At 39.1% G+C, this 18,631-nt stretch carries 25 protein-coding genes; 15 read left to right on the plus strand and 10 right to left on the minus strand.

Translation table 11 applies throughout. The features are described 5' to 3' along the window. The 4 genes from AC1M9M_RS14490 to orn all read right to left on the minus strand — a co-directional run. The coding region (locus AC1M9M_RS14490) for a hypothetical protein (RefSeq protein WP_481596688.1) at positions 1–130 on the minus strand (130 nt) is incomplete at its 3' end. Positions 131–292: 162 nt separating this feature from the next. After that, positions 293–1,096, minus strand: coding sequence for an enoyl-ACP reductase FabI (locus AC1M9M_RS14495; RefSeq protein ID WP_092768909.1), 804 nt, complete (start codon positions 1,094–1,096; stop codon positions 293–295). A 160-nt stretch (positions 1,097–1,256) separates the two neighbouring features. Next, entirely contained in the window at positions 1,257–1,991 is a 735-nt protein-coding gene (locus AC1M9M_RS14500) for a Bax inhibitor-1/YccA family protein (RefSeq protein ID WP_035270860.1), read from the minus strand. 181 nt (positions 1,992–2,172) lie between these two features. Continuing rightward, entirely contained in the window at positions 2,173–2,727 is a 555-nt protein-coding gene (gene orn, locus AC1M9M_RS14505; protein ID WP_035270788.1) for an oligoribonuclease, read from the minus strand. 124 nt (positions 2,728–2,851) lie between these two features. Here orn and rsgA point away from each other — a divergent pair, with 124 nt between their 5' ends. From rsgA to secB, 4 genes are all read left to right on the plus strand, one after another. Continuing rightward, the gene (rsgA, locus tag AC1M9M_RS14510; protein WP_180000511.1) at positions 2,852–3,910 is read left to right on the plus strand and encodes a ribosome small subunit-dependent GTPase A; all 1,059 of its coding nucleotides are present in this window, start codon (positions 2,852–2,854) and stop codon (positions 3,908–3,910) included. A 92-nt stretch (positions 3,911–4,002) separates the two neighbouring features. Continuing rightward, the gene (locus AC1M9M_RS14515) at positions 4,003–4,416 is read left to right on the plus strand and encodes a rhodanese-like domain-containing protein (protein WP_035270792.1); all 414 of its coding nucleotides are present in this window, start codon (positions 4,003–4,005) and stop codon (positions 4,414–4,416) included. A gap of 12 nt (positions 4,417–4,428) precedes the next feature. Beyond that, positions 4,429–4,686, plus strand: a complete 258-nt coding sequence (grxC, locus tag AC1M9M_RS14520; RefSeq protein WP_035270794.1) for a glutaredoxin 3 — start codon at positions 4,429–4,431, stop codon at positions 4,684–4,686. Between the two features lie 23 nt (positions 4,687–4,709). Beyond that, entirely contained in the window at positions 4,710–5,168 is a 459-nt protein-coding gene (secB, locus tag AC1M9M_RS14525; RefSeq protein ID WP_035270796.1) for a protein-export chaperone SecB, read from the plus strand. Between the two features lie 63 nt (positions 5,169–5,231). On the opposite strand, the gene coaBC is transcribed toward secB, so the two are convergent. Further along, complete coding sequence (coaBC, locus tag AC1M9M_RS14530) at positions 5,232–6,497, minus strand: bifunctional phosphopantothenoylcysteine decarboxylase/phosphopantothenate--cysteine ligase CoaBC (protein WP_481596682.1); 1,266 nt, start codon at positions 6,495–6,497, stop codon at positions 5,232–5,234. A 115-nt stretch (positions 6,498–6,612) separates the two neighbouring features. Between coaBC and radC the strand changes: the two genes are divergently transcribed. Further along, a complete protein-coding gene (gene radC, locus AC1M9M_RS14535; RefSeq protein ID WP_035269684.1) occupies positions 6,613–7,299 on the plus strand; it encodes a RadC family protein in 687 nt (228 codons plus the stop codon). Between the two features lie 103 nt (positions 7,300–7,402). After that, complete coding sequence (locus AC1M9M_RS14540) at positions 7,403–8,314, plus strand: bestrophin family protein (RefSeq protein WP_035269686.1); 912 nt, start codon at positions 7,403–7,405, stop codon at positions 8,312–8,314. Positions 8,315–8,378: 64 nt separating this feature from the next. Here the strand turns inward: AC1M9M_RS14540 and AC1M9M_RS14545 are convergent, their stop codons facing one another. Next, complete coding sequence (locus AC1M9M_RS14545; protein ID WP_481596683.1) at positions 8,379–9,233, minus strand: PHP domain-containing protein; 855 nt, start codon at positions 9,231–9,233, stop codon at positions 8,379–8,381. Between the two features lie 44 nt (positions 9,234–9,277). Here AC1M9M_RS14545 and AC1M9M_RS14550 point away from each other — a divergent pair, with 44 nt between their 5' ends. The 4 genes from AC1M9M_RS14550 to mnmC are packed head-to-tail and all read left to right on the plus strand — an operon-like array spanning position 9,278 to position 12,599. Next, positions 9,278–9,892: an inner membrane-spanning protein YciB gene (locus AC1M9M_RS14550; protein ID WP_035269690.1), complete on the plus strand. Its 615-nt coding sequence runs from the start codon at positions 9,278–9,280 to the stop codon at positions 9,890–9,892. Positions 9,893–9,923: 31 nt separating this feature from the next. Then, positions 9,924–10,226 carry a YciI family protein gene (locus AC1M9M_RS14555; protein WP_035269693.1) on the plus strand — a complete coding sequence of 101 codons (303 nt, stop codon included), beginning with the start codon at positions 9,924–9,926 and terminating at the stop codon, positions 10,224–10,226. A gap of 1 nt (position 10,227) precedes the next feature. Continuing rightward, positions 10,228–10,662, plus strand: a complete 435-nt coding sequence (locus AC1M9M_RS14560; protein ID WP_092768912.1) for an SH3 domain-containing protein — start codon at positions 10,228–10,230, stop codon at positions 10,660–10,662. A 32-nt stretch (positions 10,663–10,694) separates the two neighbouring features. Further along, positions 10,695–12,599, plus strand: a complete 1,905-nt coding sequence (gene mnmC / locus AC1M9M_RS14565; protein ID WP_481596684.1) for a bifunctional tRNA (5-methylaminomethyl-2-thiouridine)(34)-methyltransferase MnmC2/FAD-dependent 5-carboxymethylaminomethyl-2-thiouridine(34) oxidoreductase MnmC1 — start codon at positions 10,695–10,697, stop codon at positions 12,597–12,599. Positions 12,600–12,647: 48 nt separating this feature from the next. Here mnmC and AC1M9M_RS14570 read toward each other — a convergent pair whose 3' ends face one another. Beyond that, entirely contained in the window at positions 12,648–12,959 is a 312-nt protein-coding gene (locus AC1M9M_RS14570; RefSeq protein WP_180000521.1) for a rhodanese-like domain-containing protein, read from the minus strand. Positions 12,960–13,050: 91 nt separating this feature from the next. Between AC1M9M_RS14570 and AC1M9M_RS14575 the strand changes: the two genes are divergently transcribed. Both AC1M9M_RS14575 and AC1M9M_RS14580 read left to right on the plus strand, forming a co-directional pair. After that, positions 13,051–13,539 carry a YajQ family cyclic di-GMP-binding protein gene (locus AC1M9M_RS14575; protein WP_035269703.1) on the plus strand — a complete coding sequence of 163 codons (489 nt, stop codon included), beginning with the start codon at positions 13,051–13,053 and terminating at the stop codon, positions 13,537–13,539. Positions 13,540–13,567: 28 nt separating this feature from the next. After that, a complete protein-coding gene (locus AC1M9M_RS14580; protein ID WP_035269707.1) occupies positions 13,568–14,068 on the plus strand; it encodes a DUF4442 domain-containing protein in 501 nt (166 codons plus the stop codon). Between the two features lie 72 nt (positions 14,069–14,140). Here the strand turns inward: AC1M9M_RS14580 and AC1M9M_RS14585 are convergent, their stop codons facing one another. The 3 genes from AC1M9M_RS14585 to AC1M9M_RS14595 form a co-directional block, all read right to left on the minus strand. Continuing rightward, a complete protein-coding gene (locus AC1M9M_RS14585; protein WP_218945426.1) occupies positions 14,141–14,509 on the minus strand; it encodes an acyl-CoA thioesterase in 369 nt (122 codons plus the stop codon). Between the two features lie 80 nt (positions 14,510–14,589). Next, positions 14,590–15,015 carry a thioredoxin TrxC gene (trxC, locus tag AC1M9M_RS14590; protein WP_481589621.1) on the minus strand — a complete coding sequence of 142 codons (426 nt, stop codon included), beginning with the start codon at positions 15,013–15,015 and terminating at the stop codon, positions 14,590–14,592. Then, a complete protein-coding gene (locus AC1M9M_RS14595) occupies positions 15,012–15,911 on the minus strand; it encodes an alpha/beta hydrolase (RefSeq protein WP_481596685.1) in 900 nt (299 codons plus the stop codon). Before AC1M9M_RS14595 ends, trxC begins: the two co-directional genes overlap by 4 nt. Positions 15,912–16,033: 122 nt before the next feature. Here AC1M9M_RS14595 and AC1M9M_RS14600 point away from each other — a divergent pair, with 122 nt between their 5' ends. The 3 genes from AC1M9M_RS14600 (at position 16,034) to AC1M9M_RS14610 (ending at position 18,477) form a co-directional block, all read left to right on the plus strand. Next, positions 16,034–16,369: a protein tyrosine phosphatase family protein gene (locus AC1M9M_RS14600; RefSeq protein WP_035269714.1), complete on the plus strand. Its 336-nt coding sequence runs from the start codon at positions 16,034–16,036 to the stop codon at positions 16,367–16,369. Continuing rightward, positions 16,362–16,787 carry a protein tyrosine phosphatase family protein gene (locus tag AC1M9M_RS14605; protein WP_481596686.1) on the plus strand — a complete coding sequence of 142 codons (426 nt, stop codon included), beginning with the start codon at positions 16,362–16,364 and terminating at the stop codon, positions 16,785–16,787. The genes AC1M9M_RS14600 and AC1M9M_RS14605 overlap by 8 nt, the downstream gene beginning before the upstream one ends. 316 nt (positions 16,788–17,103) lie before the next feature. After that, positions 17,104–18,477, plus strand: a complete 1,374-nt coding sequence (locus tag AC1M9M_RS14610; protein WP_481596687.1) for a dihydrolipoyl dehydrogenase — start codon at positions 17,104–17,106, stop codon at positions 18,475–18,477. The last annotated feature ends 154 nt before the right edge of the window (positions 18,478–18,631 follow it).

The raw sequence follows: 18,631 nt of genomic DNA on the forward strand, positions 1-18,631 counted from the left end.
CATGGCTGCCATCGATGCGTTGTAGGAAGACTTGGCTATTCAGTTGTGAATGACTGAATTGGATGTGGAGGGCTCTGTTTTGGGCGGTTAGGCCGAGCTGTTCCAATGCCGAAAAGATGTTGGCAAGCATGGTTATTATCTGTCTTTTATAATTTAATAAAGCTAAAGAATTTCTTAATATTTAATCAAAAAAAATACGATTTACCTAGTCTTGGTTACATAAATGAACTTTAAAAAATGTAAAAAAATCGGCAATAAAATTGCCGATTTTTATTTCTTCTTACGATGAGATTTATTCTGTTAGCATTAAATCTGCACTCATACCAACCGTATTGTAACCAGCATCTACATATAAAATTTCGCCAGTAATACCATTTGCCCATGGTGAACACAAGAACAATGCCGCATTACCTACATCTTCAATCGTGACATTACGCTTTAAAGGTGCAACCTTTTCATTCAGATCAAGCATCTTACGGAAAGACTTGATACCTGAAGCCGCAAGCGTACGAATTGGACCAGCTGAAATCGCATTTACACGAATTCCTTCAGCACCCAAACTTGAAGCCAAGTAACGAACGCCAGCCTCTAAAGATGCTTTCGCCAATCCCATAACATTATAGTTTGGCATCACACGCTCTGAACCTTGGTAAGTGAGTGTGAGCAAACAGCCCTGACGAGCAGTTAAAAGTGGTTTTGCTGCACGAGCCATGGCAATAAAGCTATAGGCACTGATGTCATGCGCGATTTTAAAACCTTCACGATCAGTAACTTCAGTAAAATCACCATCTAAAGTATGTGCTGGTGCAAAACCAATTGAATGCACTACGCCATCCAAACCATCCCAATGTTTTGCTAATTCAGCAAATGCCTGTTCGATTTCAGCATCAACAGCAACATCACATGGAAAAACTAGTTTTGAACCAAACTGTTCAGCAAAGTCATCAACACGCTTCTTCATTTTTTCATTAGGATAGGTAAATGCCAATTCTGCACCTTCACGGTGTAAAGCTTCTGCAACACCGAATGCAATCGACAATTTACTCGCAACACCCGCGATTAAAAAACGTTTACCTGCTAATAGTCCTTGTGCCATGTGACTCTCACTCAAATTAATTTTCATGCATGATGCCAAGTCTAGAGCATTTACGAAATTGCATAATGCATCTTTTTTCAAAAAATTGTTAAACCGAATTAGACGCTAAAAAAAGATCAGACATCAGTCTGATCTTTTTACACGCCTTAGCTGAACTGCATTAGTCATTACTAGACAGTAGACCAATTAAACGCAAAAAAGAGAAATACATCCAAACTAAAGTGGCTAACAAGGCAATACCGCATAACCATTCCATCGCTTTAGGCGCGTATTGAGCTGCGGCATTTTCAATCAAGTCGAAATCTAAAATTAGATTTAATGATGCAATAATGGCCACAAAAGCTGCAAATCCTAAACCTAGCCAATTATTATCAAATATATATGGAATGCTCGAACCAAAAGCTAAACTCATAATAAATTGGAGAACAAATACAATCGCAATCGCAATGGTGGCTGACAACACAACCGCTTTAAATTTCTCAGTCGCACGAATAATTTGAAACCGATAAAGCGCGAACATCACCAAAGTCGTGACAAATGTTGCGAGCAAGGCCTTTAAAGGAACTCCAGGGTATTTCAGTTGAAATATGACTGAAATACCCCCTAAAAAAGCACCTTGAAATAAAGCATATGGAATAGCTAAAGTTCGAGCAGTATTCGGCTTAAAAGTAGTAATGAGTGCCAGAATGAATCCACCAATCGCCCCCACCATCGCACTAGCATAGGCGAGTGATACATTTAAAGTCATAAAACTATAAATAAACAGCGCGATACCCACCGCTGCCGAAATCACAGTTAATACAACAGATTTCTGAATCGCACCTTGAATGGTCATGGGTTGTTGATAATTGGATACCGTCTCTACACGGGTTAAAATCGGATTACTACTTTGCATAACTTAGTCTCTGTTATCATTCTTAAATTTTCACTATTCTGAGATCTATCAGCATAAAAATCAGTTTATTTTTTGCTATCAACTTTTAAACATTTTAATTAATACTTTGTTCTTTCGATCATTTATAAAATCTATAAAAAAAGAGGCCTTAGCCCCTTTTCTAAAATTTCAACAGAACTTTTTAATTATTTGAGATGAAAAAATATTGACGGTAATACTTCAATTCAGCAATTGAGTCGCGAATATCATCCATCGCAAGATGAGAAGCATTTTTCTTTAAACCACTCATAATTTCTGGGCGCCAGCGTTTTGCTAACTCTTTAACAGAAGACACATCCAAATTACGGTAATGGAAGAACTGCTCAAGCTCTGGCATTAAACGATGTAAGAAACGGCGATCTTGGCAAATTGAGTTTCCACACATTGGAGATGATTTTGGATTGACCCATTTTTTTAAGAATTCAAGTGTTTGTTGCTCAGCATCTTGCGCAGTTAACTTACTACGGCGTACGCGTTCAATAAGTCCAGATTGCCCGTGCTGACGTGTATTCCACTCATCCATCGCATTTAAAATAATATCTGACTGATGTACAGCTAACACTGGGCCTTCAGCAAGGATATTTAAATGATCATCTGTAATAATCGTTGCAATTTCAATAATTTGATCATTGTCTGTATCTAACCCTGTCATTTCAAGGTCGATCCAAATTAAGCGGGTATCTGGGGTGCTGCTCATAAAGTGCAATCTTATTGGGCTAAATTAAAGATGGATAGTAGCAAATTATTCCGATCTTGGCTGTAAATCCATGGCTCATCATGCTATTTTTGCCATCTAAATTTCAAGGTTTTTTAGGTTGTGAATGGCTTTAATTCGTAAGCGTCGTTTGACAGAGCAACAACAACGTCGTATTCAGAAACAACATCAAACACGTCAAGAAGAAATCGACACGTCTCACGACTTAGAAGGCTTAGTGGTCCAACACTATGGTCGACAACTCGAAGTACAAGCCCTCTCCTTGCCTGATCAACATCCAATAAAACCAGATACCAAAGAAGGTGAGCCAGAACCTTTTTGGAAACCTATTGAATTGAATAGCGTTTGGCGCTGTCATACCCGTACCAATTTAGAATTATTGGTTACAGGTGATCGCGTAAAATGGCAAGCAGATCCAAATACTGGCTTAGGTATTATCACAGCGATTCAACCGCGACAATCCTTGTTGACTCGCCCAGATCGTTATCACAAAGTAAAACCAGTAGCTGCAAATATCAGCCTGATCGTCATTGTGATTGCACCGTTACCAGAACCTGCACCAACCCTAATTGATCGTTATTTGGTTGCATGTGAAGATGCCAATATTCCAGCTTTATTAGTATTAAACAAATGTGATTTACTGAAAGAAAATGATCCAATTTTGCTGTTAGCAGAAGAATATCGTCAACTTGGTTATGATTTCATCCTGACCCAATCCAATGGTAATTTAGATGAGTTGATTCAACGTATTGACAACCAAACTGTTGCATTTGTAGGTCAATCAGGTGTTGGGAAAAGTACACTTATTAATGCCATCATTCCTGATGCTGATCAAAAAACCAATGTCATTTCAGAAAACTCCGCACTCGGTCAACATACTACGACCTCAACACGTTTAATTCGTTTTGGTGAAAATGGTGCTTTAATCGATTCCCCAGGTATTCGTGAATTTGGCTTATGGCATTTAGATCATGAGAAAATCGATGGTGGCTTTCCTGAAATTTCTGCACTCTTAGGACATTGTCAGTATCGCAATTGCACCCATACGCACGAAAAGCAATGTGCGCTTAAAGAAGGTGTCAAAAATGGTGATATTTTACAAAGACGTTTAGAAAGTTATCTACGTCTAATTGATGAGATTACTGAGGCGCAACAAAAAAATTAGTTTTCTTTAAGCACGCCCTTGAAGCGGTGATTTTGATCACCATATATATACGTTATACTCAACGCAGTTTTTAATTAGTCATTAGGTGATTTGTGGAACGTTGGTTCGAATTTATGGGGAATCACCCCTTTTTATTTGCAATTTTAGGGGCCCTTATTGTTTTGTTTTTCGTTTTTGAAGGACAACGTAGTGGTCGTAAAATTTCTCCACAATCGCTCGGAATTTTAGTGAAAGCTAAAAATGCGATGCTGATTGATTTGCGCGATGCTAAAGATTTCCGTGAAGGTCATATTAGCGGTAGTCGTAATATTCCATATAGTCAAATTGCTGCCAATGTTGAAGAATTAAAAGCTGCGGACCGTCCATTGGTATTCATTTGTAATTTAGGCCAAGTTGCAGGCTCTGCTTTACAACAAGTCGGTCATACAGATAGTTATCGTTTAGACGGTGGCATTAGTAACTGGAAAGCTCAAGGCTTACCTTTAGTAAAAAGCAAAAAAGCTTAAGGAGTTTGTAAAATGACAGCTCAAGTGACTGTATATTCAACAACGATGTGTCCTTATTGCGTACGTGCAAAGCAACTCCTTGAACGTAAAGGCATTGAGTACAAAGAAATTAATTTATCAAAAGAAGCACCTGAGGTTCGTGTTGAGTTAATGCAAAAAACCAACCATCGCACAGTGCCACAAATTTTCATTAAAGATCAATTCATCGGTGGTTTCGACCAACTTTATGCTTTAGAGCGTGAAGGTAAACTAGACGAATTATTGGCATAATCACTAAATCTAAGGAATTAAGAATGAGTGAAGAACAACAAGTTCAACCACAATTAGCATTAGAACGTATTTATACAAAAGACATTTCTTTTGAAGTTCCTGGTGCTGCGGTTTTTACAAAAGAATGGCAACCTGAGTTAAACATCAATCTTTCTTCATCAGCTGAAAAAGTAGATCCAACTCATTTTGAAGTTTCTTTAAAAGTGGTTGTACAAGCTGCGAATGCAGGTGAAACTGCATTTATCGTAGACGTAACACAATCAGGTATTTTCTTGATTGATGGCGTTGAAGATGAACGTCTTCCGTACATTCTTGGTGCTTATTGCCCTAATATTTTGTTCCCATTCCTTCGTGAAGCGGTGAACGATCTTGTAACTAAAGGTAGCTTCCCTCAATTACTTCTTACACCGATTAACTTCGATGCTGAGTTTGAGGCAAACATGCAACGCGCTCAAGCTGCAGCTGCTGAAGGTCAAGCTTAATCGTTTGATTAACTTCCCCCTTATAAAAAAGACCGCATTTGCGGTCTTTTTTATATCCTACATTTAAACAGGTCGTTTTTCTTGATGTAATGCATCATGGATAGCTTCAACCAATTGTTGTGCAATTTCTTGCTTTGAAGCTTTTTCAAGATCACGTTTTTCCATTTCATATTGTTCAGCAAAAAACACAGTCATCGCATTTTCATCTGAAGCAAAACCAATATCCGCTCTTGAAACATCATTGCATGCGATCATATCTAGTTTCTTAGCCACCAATTTACCTGCGGCATATTCTTCAACATTACGCGTTTCAGCTGCAAAACCGACCATAAATGGACGTTTGTCTTGCAAAGCTATCGTCGCCACGATATCAGGATTTTTAACAAGAGAGACAGCTAACTCATCACCAGCTTTTTTGATTTTATGTTCCGCAACTTCTGCAACACGATAATCCGCTACGGCAGCTGTCGCAATAAATACATCACATCCTGTTTCCAACTGATTCATGCTTAAATCAAGCATCTGTCTCGCTGAAGATACATTTAAACGCTTCACCCCATTCGGTGTATCTAAACTGACAGGACCCGCGATCAGTGTCACCTCAGCACCTGCTGAATAACATGCAGCAGCAATAGCAAACCCCATTTTTCCAGTGCTGTGGTTTGAAATATAACGCACTGGATCAATTGCCTCTCGAGTTGGACCTGCGGTAATCGTCACTTTTTTACCCGCCAGCAAGCCAAATTTTTCTGCAATTGCACGCTGCGCTTTATGGAAATATTCTCGTACCTGTTCAGCTAAATCTTCAGGCTCAGGCATACGTCCTAATCCAACATCGCCACACGCTTGAGAACCCGTCTCAGGCATAATGACATGCACACCATCCTCTACCAAACTACTTAAATTGCGCTGTGTTGCTTTAGCCGCCCACATTTGTTGATTCATGGCTGGTGCGATCCAAACAGGTGCTTTTGTTGCCAAATAGAGTGTACTGAGTAAATCATCCGCTAATCCACAAGCAAATTTGGCAATACTGTCACAACTGGCAGGAGCAACAAGTACCAAATCCGCCCATCGTGCTAATTCGATATGCCCCATTCCAGCTTCAGCTTCTGTATCTAGAAGTTCAGTATGCACTGGATTACCCGACAATGCTTGAAAGGTAAGCGGCGTAATAAAAGCTTGGGCACCTTGAGTCATTACAACTCGGACATTAAATCCGTAATCTTTAAGTCGGCGTACTAAGATGGCACTTTTATAAGCAGCAATACCACCAGTAACAGCAAGAATAATATTTTTATTGGAGAACACACTAAGATCAAAACTCAAGATCACGTCACCTTTTTATTGCAGTGGCGCTCACAATAGCATTAAATATTCTGCCACCCAAGATATACCTTGGTGAATATTCAAAAGTTAAAATAATTTAAAACAGTGAATAATAATGAATAATTCGATCAAACAATGGCCCGAACAAGAACGACCGCGAGAAAGATTACTCCGCCAAGGTGCTCATAGCCTCTCTGATGCAGAACTCCTCGCCATCTTTTTAAGATCAGGATCTCAACAACATTCTGCGGTCGAATTAGCAAGATTGATGTTGCAACATTTTGGAAGCTTAAATGCAGTGTTTGATGCATCGATAGACGAAATTCGCATGTTCCATGGCATGGGAGACACTAAATACTCTCAATTGATGGCTGTAAAAGAGCTTGGACGGCGTTACTTGCAACATCAATTGAACCAACAAATTGATTTAAGTCGCTCTGATTTAATTCAAGATTATCTTCGCTATGAACTTATTGGCGAATCTCAAGAGATTTTCGCGGTACTCTGTTTAGATGCAAGGCTCAGAAAAATTAATTTTAAAAAATTATTCTTTGGTTCTACTAACCACTGTGCAGTTTCAATTAATCAGTTTATTCGACATATCATCCACACTCAGGCGAGTGCTGTGATTATTGCACACAATCATCCTTTAGGAATTCCTCAGCCCTCAATTGACGATATCAATTTGACGAAATCTTTAAGTAGAGCTTGCAATTTAATTGAGGTTAAATTACTCGATCATGTCATCATTTCCACCGAAGGCAGCTACTCTTTTATGGAGCACCAACTGATCCGAGAATAAGTCTATAAATTACAGAATAAAATTGCTCGAAGTTTCCATTTTTTATCATTGACAATACTCGCTGAACTAGTGAAGATCATAGAAAAATGAAAGATTGATTTACATGATTGTTCGTGATCAAACCGATACGCTAAAACTATTATTTTCATGGCGTGGAACCATCTTACCGAAGGTATTACCTCCACTTGGAATCGTTATGCTGATTTCAGCAATCGTGGGGGGAATTGAATATATAAATCTCTATAGATTCCCTGAAATTCCTTTGGTTGGGTTTACACTGATCGGAGTAGTATTGTCGATTTTTTTAGGTTTCAAAAATTCGGCATGTTATGACCGTTGGTGGGAAGCGCGTAAATTATGGGGAAGCTTAATCGCCAATGCTCGACATTTCGATCGAGACTGCCGGATCTTGCCGCAAGGTCGTCGTGAACGTGTAATTCAGCATATGATTGTTTTTGCTAACGTACTGCGTGACCGTCTTCGTCATCAAACAGTCAGTCCCGATGCTTTGCATCAAACCAGTGGCATGAGCCCACAAGCTTTAACTCAACTTTACCAGCAAGCCAATGCACCACAATACACATTAAGTTTGATTCAATGGGAGTTGATGCAGTCACTGAAAGAAGGCGAAATTTCAGACATTATTTATACACAAATGAACCAACATGTAACTGAATTAAGTTTGGTTCAAACAGGCTGTGATCGTATTGCTACAACTCCTTTACCTTATGCTTATTCAGTACTCTTAAACCGTACCGTTTATTTTTTCTGTTTTATGCTCCCATTTAGTTTAGGCTCGGTGCTCGGTTTGGCGACGCCACTTTTAGTCGGTATTTTAGCATATACGTTTTTGGGGCTTGATGCGCTCAGCTCTGAAATAGAAGAGCCTTTTGGTACACAAAGTAATGATCTTCCACTCGATGCCATGGTTCGTACAATCGAGATTGAACTACTCGGGACTTTAGGAAAACCAACTCCTCCACCGATCCAAGCACAAGATCACAACTTACTTTGATTCATGACAACTGAATGTCTTATCGCCGCCTGAAATTCTCTTATCCGTTGTTATAAGAGAATTTCTATACAATAAAACTTTCCCAGATGCCAACCTGCCCCTCTTTCACTTGAGGGATATTCCCCAATTTTATCCATGGCATATTATCTCCATGGAAATCACTTCCAACTGATACTTTAAGCCCAAATTCGGCAATCATTCGGTCTACCATTTGTCGCGTCGAGGTAGGCTCAATCGCAGGTGGCAACTCAACTGCGTCGCCTCCGTAACGTGCAAATATTTCAATCAAATAACGAATGTTCGTCGCAGATAAATCATAACGGGTAGGATGTGCCAAAACAGCAAACCCTTGAGCCTCATGAATTACACGTATCGTTTCCTCCAGACCAAGTCCTTCAAACTGAACATAAGCTTTTTTACCTTCCTTGATATATTTGTCAAAAGCTTGTTGCGGACGTGAAACATGACCCTTCTCGACCAGCGTCTTCGCAATATGGGTTCGTGTCACACGATCAGGTATACCCTCGACCTTCGCAACCACATCCGCGTAAATATCCTCTCCAATAAGAGGCTTCAACAATTCACAGATGAGTTGAGCACGTTCAGCTCGAATTATCTTTTGTTGTTCTAGTAGCTTATGCAAAGGATAAGGTGATTGCATATTCAGTGCGACCACATGCACACCATAACTTTTTTTGGTCGAAGGTCTAGACCACTGACTTGAAATTTCCACACCTGAAATAATTTGAATTGGTTGATTTTTTGCAACTTTTTCAGCCAAAACCAAACCATCCATGCTATCGTGGTCAGTCAGTGCAAGGGTATGTATCCCTTTTTCGAGCGCAGCTTGAACCAGTAACTCTGGCGACAAAGTTCCATCAGAAATATTACTATGTGTGTGTAAATCTACGCCTTGCATCTTTTATACTAATCCATCCACCTGAACTGCATAGATACTTTAACATGAAAGCACTTTTAGACTTTGTGCCACTCATAATTTTCTTTTGGCTTTACAAAACTGTCGATCCCAAAGATAACAATCACCCTTTACTGCAATGGATCGGCTCTGCAGGTGGCGTCGATAATAACCATATTCTCGTTGCTACAACGGGCTTAATCATTTCTATGCTCGTGGTCTACGGTGCATTATTTGTCCGCCAAAAATTTCATCTCGATAAACAACAATGGATTGTTTTATTTATGACGGTGATTTTTGGTGGGATTACTCTCATGTTGAGTGATGATTTTTATATTCGTCTCAAAGCAGCGATCTTGAATTTTGTATTTGCTGGTGCTTTCTTAATTTCACCTTATTTTGGTAAAGACCGCAAACCTCTCATTCAACGCTTATTTGGTCCTATTTTAAATTTAACACCGCAGGGATGGAAAAATTTAAACTATGCTTGGGCCGCGATGTTTGTTGGTATGGCATCATTGCATATTTTCTTTGCTTTCGTGTTCATGGATGGAAAATATTGGGGTGAATTTACTGCTTTTGGTGACATGATTGTGATGTTTTCATTTATCATTATTCAATTCATCATTTTACGAAAACACTTTAAATCTGCAGAAGAATAATCGTGTTGAAAGAGGATATAGAGATTTCGCCATGCCCTTATTTGTAGTGACGTGTACCGACCAAGAAGGTACTGTTGAAAAACGCTTAGCAACACGCCCACAACACCTTGCACGCCTTGAAAAACTGGCTGAGGAAGGTCGCGTAATCGTCGCTGGCGCGATGCCAAAAGATCGTAATAACCCACAAGCTGGATTTTATGGCAGCACCCTTATTTTAGATTTTGAAAGCCGTGAAGCGTTAGATGAATGGTTAGCAGATGAGCCTTTTTTAAAAGAAGGTATTTATGCCAGCATTGACGTAAAACCTTTTAATAAAGCATTACCACATGAATAAGATGATGAATTTGACACGCTCTGCTCTTTTCATCAGTTTTGCATTGGTATCTTCAGCTTGGGCTGAACCCGCAGCAACTACTGCTGCACCAGCGAATCCAGCTGCACAGTCTCAGCCAGCAACAGCTACGCCTGCAAAGCCACTTACAGCTGAACAAATTGCACGAAATAAAGCGCTTCAAGAAGCAAAAGTAAAGGCTTTAGTCAAAGACCAAGCAACACGTCTCCAACAGCTTGAAAAAGCAAACCTAGAAGCTTTAGCACAGAATCAAGAATTACAACTAAAAAATGATAATTTAGGTGTACAAATTCAGGTGCTTCAAAGTGAACGTAGTGCTCAAATGTTTTTGTACGGTGCAGCAACAATGGCTGTCGGTATTTTTGTCGGCTTTATTATTGCCAGTTACATCTATACAAAACGACGTCGTCAGTGGTAAACCACTGACACGCTTTTCAAAGGTTTCAAATTTTGACTCAGGCCATTCAAACTGCTGATCTCGATTGGCAACTCGTTGATGGAATCGATATTCCAGTTTCTAAAATTTTCGGTGATGTTTATTTTTCAAAAGCCAATGGCCTTCTTGAAACTCGTCATGTCTTTATCAATGGTAATGATCTACATGAACGCCTATCGGACTTAAAACCATTTGAACATTTCACAGTCGGAGAAACTGGCTTCGGCACGGGTTTAAATATCCTCACTCTTTGGCAACTTTGGCAATCAATTCGTCCAAATAATCATAGTCAACTGCATGTCATTACGGTGGAAAAATTTCCACTGAGCAAGGCTGATCTGATCCGAGCTTTAAATGCTTGGCCTGAACTGAAACATTTATCAGATCAACTCATTGCCCAATATCCACTGCCGATTGCAGGATGCCACCGCCTTCATTTTCCAGATGAGCGTTTTAGTATTGATATTTGGTTAGGTGATGCACACGATGTTTTTCCAGCCATTGCCAAAACTAGCACTGTCAATGCATGGTTTTTAGATGGATTTGCTCCTGCCTGTAATCCAGATATGTGGGAAGAACAAGTTCTGAATCAAATTATTCGACTATCAGATATTGGAACTACTTTTGCCTCTTTCAGTGTTGCTGGCATCCTCAAAAGAGGATTAAAAAAACACGGCGTGAAAATTACACGCCCAAAAGGGTTCGGACACAAACGTGAAATGCTAAAGGGAGTTTTACTGCCTTTAGACGAAGAGGCTGAAAAAAGTGAACTCTCTCCCGAAGATTACCAATACAAACCACACTCAAGTTCTCAACGCCGTATAGGCATTGTAGGCGCTGGAATTGCGGGTTTAAGTTGTGCCTATGCCTTTGCATTAAGAGGTCACCGCGTCCGCCTATTTGACCACCATGAGCCATTAAGTGGCGCGTCAGGAAATCCTCTGGCTTTATTGAATCCCAAACTCTGCCCTATTGAACAAAGTGCCGATCATTTGATGACATTAGCATGGCAACATGCGATGAACCATTATTCAAAATTTAAAGCCTTTGACGAAGCACAAGTCCATCAAATCCCTCTTAAACACGTTGATGAACTTCTCGATCTTGCAAATCAATATCCAGAAAACATACTCGAAGCAAATTCTGCCGCTGAAAACAGCCTGTTCAACCAAGCATTCCTCACCCTGAAACAGGCTGGAACAATCAGACCGCATGATTTGGCTAAAGAAATTTTATCGAATGAACTGATCGAATTTCAGCAAGCGACAATCAAATCGTGGGACCGACTTGCCAATCATCAAGTCGGTATAACAGATCATGTTGGACAACAATATCAATTTGACCACGTGATTATTTGTTGTGCCCGTGAAAGTATGAATCTCTTTGATGATTTTCCAATTTTAAAACCGATACGTGGTCAAGTTAGCTGGTTTAATCATGTTTCATCTTCACAGTTCAAGAAACATGAAGCATATAGCTATGGTGGCTACTGTATGCCTTTAAATGATCATCAAATCATTTTAGGTGCTTCTTTTTACCCTAATCGAGATGATCAAGATGTTCTTGATGAAGATCATGAACATAACTACAGGTTACTTGCAGATCTCGCACCAGATATTGCTGCACAATTTCCTGACCATCATTCTTGGCATGGTAGAGCTTCTGTTCGTGCACAAAGTCAGGATTATTTTCCGCTTTTAGGTCAGGTTGAATCTGATACTGAGATTTATACACTCTCAGGTTTGGGCTCTAAAGGCTTTTTATTTGCTCCTTTGTGTGCTGAAATTCTAGTGGCTCAAATCTTAAAAACAGCATGCCCTGTATCTGAAACTTTACTCAATAAACTCAATGTTCATCGATTTAGAAAGAAAATAAGAATAAAGAAGCCATATTTTCAGGCTAAAACTCAATCACCATGATTTATTGAAACTAAAAAAGCGCCATAAGGCGCTTTTTTTCAACCATGATTAACCTTGCTCTAAAGGTAATCCTGCCTCACGAGCAGCACGAGTACCACCCATTAAGACCACATATTCACGTGAACTATCAAAGCCTTCTAATAGTTCTGCAGCACGTGGTGCTTTACTTCCGCCGCCACATAAAATGTAAATCGGTTGATCCGCTGCAACTTGAGTCAGACTATCTGCTGAAAGTGTGGAAATCGGTTGGTTCACCGCTCCTTTCACATGTGCTTCAGCATAAGCACTTGTATCACGTACATCCCAGATAATCGCGTCAGCTGGGAACTCAAATGTTGTAATTTCTTGTTTACGGATCATTGCGCACTCCTTTGATGTAAACAACACTTGGCAAATGAAGAAAACATCCCTAGCATCTCAGATATTCTTTCTATTTGTAAAGGTCTAAACTATGCCATCTTTCGATATTGTTTCAGAATTAGAGATTTTTGAAGTAAATCATGCAGTTCAAAACACACAAAAGGAAATCGGAACGCGTTTCGACTTCCGTGGTCAAGACGTTTCGATCGAATTAAACGAAAAAAATAAAGAAATTAAGATCTCGACTGAAAGTGACTTCCAATGTGAGCAAGTTTACAACATGCTGGAAAATCACTTTTATAAACGTAAAGTCGACGTTCAAGCACTAGATCCGCAAAAAATGACAGCATCTGGCAAAAATGTCATTCAAGTGATTAAACTTAAAGACGGTCTTGACTCTGATACAGCAAAAAAAATTAATAAAGCCATTAAAGAAAGTGGTATCAAAGTGCAATCTTCTATTCAGGGCGATAAAATCCGAGTCACTGACAAGAAGCGCGATACATTACAACAAGTTATGGCGTTCTTAAAAGAACAACAATTCGGTATCCCACTTCAATTTAACAACTTCAAAGACTAATCTCTTTGCTCCATCATAGGAACTGATCATGGCAAAAGGCAATCGTTTATCTAAGTTAGTAAAAGCGACATCTAAGTTTCCACAAGGTATCCGTAGTACTTTGTGGAGCAAAGCTTTTGGCCGTGTCGTTCCAATGGTGGGAACTGCCAAATTACGTTATCTTGAAGTTAGTCATGCTAAAGTTGTCGTTAAAATCGAAAACCATAAAGCAATGCAAAACCATATTGGTCAAGTACATGCATGCGCAATGGCGCTGATCGCTGAAACAGCTACAGGCTTTGTTACCGGCATGAATGTACCCGATACCTCAATCGTATTAATAAAAAGCTTAAAAGTAGATTTCAAACGCCCATCTAAAGGTGCGATGACCGCAGTCGCTACATTGACTGATGATCAACAAAAACAGATGCAAGAGTCTGAAAAAGGTGAAACCCTTGTCAAGGTGATCGTGACAGATGAATCTGGCGAAGAGCCAATTCAATGTGAAATGCTCTGGGCTTGGATTGCAAAATCTCAACTTAAGCAATAAAGCTCATGATCATATTGATCCTAAAAAAGTTTCCCTAATAAAAAATCCCAACGATGTTGGGATTTTTTGTGATTAGATGCTTAGAGATTCTTGAAACTTTTGTTTAACATCATCTGGAATCTGGCGTTTTGCCCCTTTCACATCCACCGCAACAAAAGTGAAAACTCCTTCTGTCACTCTTTTCGCTGGACGTGAAGAGTCATGACTATCCCATACTTCAATTTGCATTTGAATTGAGGTATTTCCGAGCTTTAAAATTTTAGTATAACAACTAATGACATCACCCACCTTAACAGGCACAAGGAATGTCATTTGATTAATTGCAATGGTTGCACAGCGACCTTTTGTATAACGCTCTGCATGAATAGCTCCAGCCAAATCCATTTGTGAAACAATCCAACCACCAAAAACATCCCCACTCCAGTTGGTATCTGCAGGCATAGCAATGGTTTGAAGGGATAATGTACCTTCTGGCTTAAGTTGAGAATCTGACACAGTCACTCCAAATATTGGCCTATTGGTTAAGCATTTAATTGCTGATTTAACCAATCTCGTAATTGATTTGCACGTAATGCACCACTTATTCTAGCAATTTCATTCGTTTTATTCATCAATACCAACGTTGGAATACTACGAACATTAAAGGCAGCACTTAAGCGCGGATTCGCTTCAGTATCTATCTTCGCAAAAACCACATGCGGATTTGATTTGGCTACTTCAGCAAAATGCGGTGCCATCATTTTACAAGGCCCGCACCATTCTGCCCAAAGATCAATCAATACTGGTAAATCACTGTTGGTAATAAAGTTACTAAAGTTTTGCTCATTCAGCTCAATAGGGGCAAGCGGAATCAAATGCTCATGACATTGACCACAATTCGGCTGAGATTGGATTTTATCTTCAGGTACACGATTTTTTGCGCCACAAGATGGACAAACAACAATCATGAGTTTACTCCTCTATTTTGATCTAAGAATTCTAATTGAAGCTTGATTGCGCTTTCCATCCAATTTACTTGATAAATATCAAAATGTGTCATATTCCACTCATGGTATTCCACATAAGGTGCCATATTGGTTACCGTTTCACGACTAATTTCTATGGGAATAACTGCATCTTTCTTGGCAGCAATAAATAACACAGGAATTTTAATACTTCTTGCCGTAGTAATCGGTCGAAATCGTATGACGTCCAACATAGCTCTTGCAGGTACCTCACCGCTCCAATAATAGTTTGAATCAACGATCGACATATACCCTTGATAACTATCCTGACTTGGGTAAAAACTTAATGCATAAGGATGAACGACAGGCATTGTTTTTCCAACACGTCCAACTTTGGCTGCCATTAAATCCTGACTCGATAACTTTAAAGCCTGCGCCATATGTTGAATTGGATAAATTTTACTGATGGCATTTCCGTCCACAAAGGGTACTTGCGCTATTGCAGCCCGAATCCCATTTAACTCAGATGCGAGTTTTAGAACATATCCGCCACTCAGACCCGTTCCCCATAAGAAAAGCTGGTGCCCATCAACCAAAGGGAATAATTTGATATGCGCAATCACAGCATACCAATCTTCTAGCTGCTGACGAACAGAGATCATTTCTCTTGGTTTACCCGTACTACCTCCCCAACAACGATAGTCAAAGAGTACAACCGCAAAACCTGATTGAGCAAAACGTTGCGCATATTGGATTAGTTTGAATTGACGTAATCCTGCAAAACCATGCGCCATAATAAGCACAGGAGGTCTTTTAACTTTGACAGGCAAATAAAGGTCAGCAGCGATCAACTCATTTGCTTTTTGTACGTACAGCGGCTCTACGGTGTAATCGTACATAGGTGCTCCATGCATGTATTCATACGATTTTATTTTAAATTTTTTGTGTCGATCAAAGCTCATATCTGAGCGAGATGCTATGATAGTAGCATAGTCTTTTAATTTATTTTGGGAGTGACGCAATGAGTGAAAATGTAGGTTTTGCTGGTCAAATTGGGCCAGAACATTTAGTTCAAGTTGTTGAAAAAGGATTTAAATCTGTGATTAATAATCGCCCCGATATGGAAGGCGGACCAGAACAGCCAACAAGTGCCCAAATTGAAGAAGCTGCACGCGCTCAAGGCTTAGATTATGTATATCAACCTGTAGTTGCAGGTCAAATTACTGAGCTTGATGTTCGTACTTTTGCAAATCATTTCAATGAGCTACCAAAACCAGTATTAATGTTCTGTCGTACAGGAAATCGCTCTAACAATCTCTACCAATTAGCAAAACAAATGGATTTGCTTGATGACTAAGATGTGGTTTAGATTCATCCTTTCCATCTTCATTTTTAGTATCGTAACGCTAAGTCATTCAGCATCAGAACCGCTCAGTAAAGCACTTAATCCATCTGTGAGTGTATCGGGTCATATGACGGCTACAAAATTCAATGCCTTAATGCAGCAGGGATTTAAGTCTGTGATCGTTAACCGTCCTGATCAAGAATCAGGTAACGAAACAACTGCAAGTGAATTAAGAGCTTTAGCCGAAAAGTCTAAAATCAGTTTGATTTACCAACCTGTTATTTCAGGTCAAATAACAGATGCAGATGTTCATGAGTTTGCGAAGTATTACAATAGTCTACCTAAACCTATACTTTTAGTATGTAAGTCAGGTAGTCGTTCTACGTTACTATTTAATAAAGCAAATTCATTAGGACTCATTCATGAATAAAATTTGTATTGCATTATGTTGTTCGTTTCTTTTACTCGGTTGCACATCAATGAATGTAAAACCAACTGTTGGTGTGCATGCAGGTACATCATTATAAGATAAATGTATCTTATTCATTTTAAAGGCGCACAAGCGCCTTTTTCTTTCATCTTCTTTCAATAACAACCATGAAAATACTTAGTTTTAAAAATACAAATTTTCAATAATGTGGATATCACCAAAAGTTAAAGGTTTAAGTGTAATAAATTGAAAAAAAACCTTCTTCATCGAAGGTTTTTTTATATAGTGAATTCAAATCATTCTTACTCAATACAATATGTACGATATCATTATTATTGGAGCTGGTACTGCTGGTATTTCAGCTTATAAAGAAGCCATTAAAACTACACAAAATATACTTATTGTGAACGACGGTCCGTGGGATACCACTTGTGCTCGAGTAGGTTGTATGCCGAGTAAAGTTCTAATTTCATCAGCTAATCTTGCCTATAATGCGAGAACTTCAGAGCAACTTGGGCTAAAAATTTCTTCTCAAATTGACACTAAAGATGTTATGCAACATGTACAGCAATTACGTGATCGATTCACAAAAGCAACACTGAACGACGTTAATTCATGGTCTACAGCGCACAAAATTTCAGGTCGCGCAACATTTGTAAATGCAAACACAATCAATGTTAATAATAAGAAATACCAAGCTAAATCGTTCATTATCGCTGTTGGTTCAAGACCAACAGTAAATCAAGATTGGCAACAAAAACTTGGTCATTTATATTTAACTTCTGATCAAGTCTTTGAAATACCTACTTTACCAAAAAGTTTAGCTGTAATTGGAAGTGGTGTCATTGCAATCGAACTTGCACAAGCCATGCAGCGTCTAGGTGTGGAAACTACAGTTTTTGCTCGCAGTAAAAAAATTGGTTCATTGACTAGCCCAGACTTACAAACGCTTGCTCAAGAAATATTCTCAAAAGAATTAAATATCAAATATGAGATTTTACCCGAGCAGGTTGAGAAATTAGGCGAAGATAAGGTTCAAATTAACTTTATCGAAAATGGTAGCAATCAATCTATAGAAGTTGATTACCTATTATCTGCGACTGGTCGTACTACGAATTTAGATACGTTAAATATTCAGCATATAAATGATGAATTCATTGATCTAAAGAAATTACCTGTTGATCCAACCACTAAACAGCTTGGTGACTACCCCATTTACATTGTAGGTGATGCATTTACTGCAACGCCTATCCAGCATGAAGCGTCTTATGAAGGTAAATTGGCGGTTCATAATTGCCTCAATCAACATCAATCGAGTCAGAAAAAAAGTCTTACGCCATTAGGTATTATGTTTAGTTCGCCAGAAATGGCAGGGATCGGCTCCAATTATCAAACACTGCGTAAAGCCAATCATGAGTTCGTTACAGGTATCGTATCCTACGAAAAGCAAGGACGAGCGATTGTCAATGGACAAAATATTGGGGCTGTAGTGGTTTACGTCGATCGACACTCACGTAAACTTCTCGGAGCAGAATTTCTTTGTTATTCAGCAGAACATTTAGCACATTTGCTCGCTTGGGCTATCTCCAGTGATCTTACTGTTGATGAAATTCTAGATCACCCTTTCTACCATCCAACGCTAGAGGAAGGCCTAAGAACTGCGTTAAAACACGCTCGACGACAACTTTAATCTATTATTTGATACAAGGCCCTCTCATGAGGGCTTTTATTTTTATATCTTTATTTCAATTTATATATATAAAAAAACACCCCCTTCTATTGAAGGGGGTGTTTAGAATAATGAGCTGGCGATGACTTACTCTCACATGGGTAACCCCACACTA

The sequence above is a fragment of the Acinetobacter sp. ANC_7503 genome (genome assembly GCF_056780035.1).

Excerpts from the sequence above, each read along its gene's own strand:
- AC1M9M_RS14495 (WP_092768909.1), bottom strand. The coding sequence starts at position 1,096 with ATGGCACAAGGACTATTAGCAGGTAAACGTTTTTTAATCGCGGGTGTT.
- AC1M9M_RS14500 (WP_035270860.1), bottom strand. The coding sequence starts at position 1,991 with ATGCAAAGTAGTAATCCGATTTTAACCCGTGTAGAGACGGTATCCAAT.
- orn (WP_035270788.1), bottom strand. The coding sequence starts at position 2,727 with ATGAGCAGCACCCCAGATACCCGCTTAATTTGGATCGACCTTGAAATG.
- rsgA (WP_180000511.1), top strand. The coding sequence starts at position 2,852 with ATGGCTTTAATTCGTAAGCGTCGTTTGACAGAGCAACAACAACGTCGT.
- grxC (WP_035270794.1), top strand. The coding sequence starts at position 4,429 with ATGACAGCTCAAGTGACTGTATATTCAACAACGATGTGTCCTTATTGC.
- secB (WP_035270796.1), top strand. The coding sequence starts at position 4,710 with ATGAGTGAAGAACAACAAGTTCAACCACAATTAGCATTAGAACGTATT.
- radC (WP_035269684.1), top strand. The coding sequence starts at position 6,613 with ATGAATAATTCGATCAAACAATGGCCCGAACAAGAACGACCGCGAGAA.
- AC1M9M_RS14540 (WP_035269686.1), top strand. The coding sequence starts at position 7,403 with ATGATTGTTCGTGATCAAACCGATACGCTAAAACTATTATTTTCATGG.
- AC1M9M_RS14545 (WP_481596683.1), bottom strand. The coding sequence starts at position 9,233 with ATGCAAGGCGTAGATTTACACACACATAGTAATATTTCTGATGGAACT.
- AC1M9M_RS14550 (WP_035269690.1), top strand. The coding sequence starts at position 9,278 with ATGAAAGCACTTTTAGACTTTGTGCCACTCATAATTTTCTTTTGGCTT.
- AC1M9M_RS14555 (WP_035269693.1), top strand. The coding sequence starts at position 9,924 with ATGCCCTTATTTGTAGTGACGTGTACCGACCAAGAAGGTACTGTTGAA.
- AC1M9M_RS14560 (WP_092768912.1), top strand. The coding sequence starts at position 10,228 with ATGATGAATTTGACACGCTCTGCTCTTTTCATCAGTTTTGCATTGGTA.
- AC1M9M_RS14570 (WP_180000521.1), bottom strand. The coding sequence starts at position 12,959 with ATGATCCGTAAACAAGAAATTACAACATTTGAGTTCCCAGCTGACGCG.
- AC1M9M_RS14575 (WP_035269703.1), top strand. The coding sequence starts at position 13,051 with ATGCCATCTTTCGATATTGTTTCAGAATTAGAGATTTTTGAAGTAAAT.
- AC1M9M_RS14580 (WP_035269707.1), top strand. The coding sequence starts at position 13,568 with ATGGCAAAAGGCAATCGTTTATCTAAGTTAGTAAAAGCGACATCTAAG.
- AC1M9M_RS14585 (WP_218945426.1), bottom strand. The coding sequence starts at position 14,509 with ATGCCTGCAGATACCAACTGGAGTGGGGATGTTTTTGGTGGTTGGATT.
- trxC (WP_481589621.1), bottom strand. The coding sequence starts at position 15,015 with ATGATTGTTGTTTGTCCATCTTGTGGCGCAAAAAATCGTGTACCTGAA.
- AC1M9M_RS14595 (WP_481596685.1), bottom strand. The coding sequence starts at position 15,911 with ATGTACGATTACACCGTAGAGCCGCTGTACGTACAAAAAGCAAATGAG.
- AC1M9M_RS14600 (WP_035269714.1), top strand. The coding sequence starts at position 16,034 with ATGAGTGAAAATGTAGGTTTTGCTGGTCAAATTGGGCCAGAACATTTA.
- AC1M9M_RS14605 (WP_481596686.1), top strand. The coding sequence starts at position 16,362 with ATGACTAAGATGTGGTTTAGATTCATCCTTTCCATCTTCATTTTTAGT.
- AC1M9M_RS14610 (WP_481596687.1), top strand. The coding sequence starts at position 17,104 with ATGTACGATATCATTATTATTGGAGCTGGTACTGCTGGTATTTCAGCT.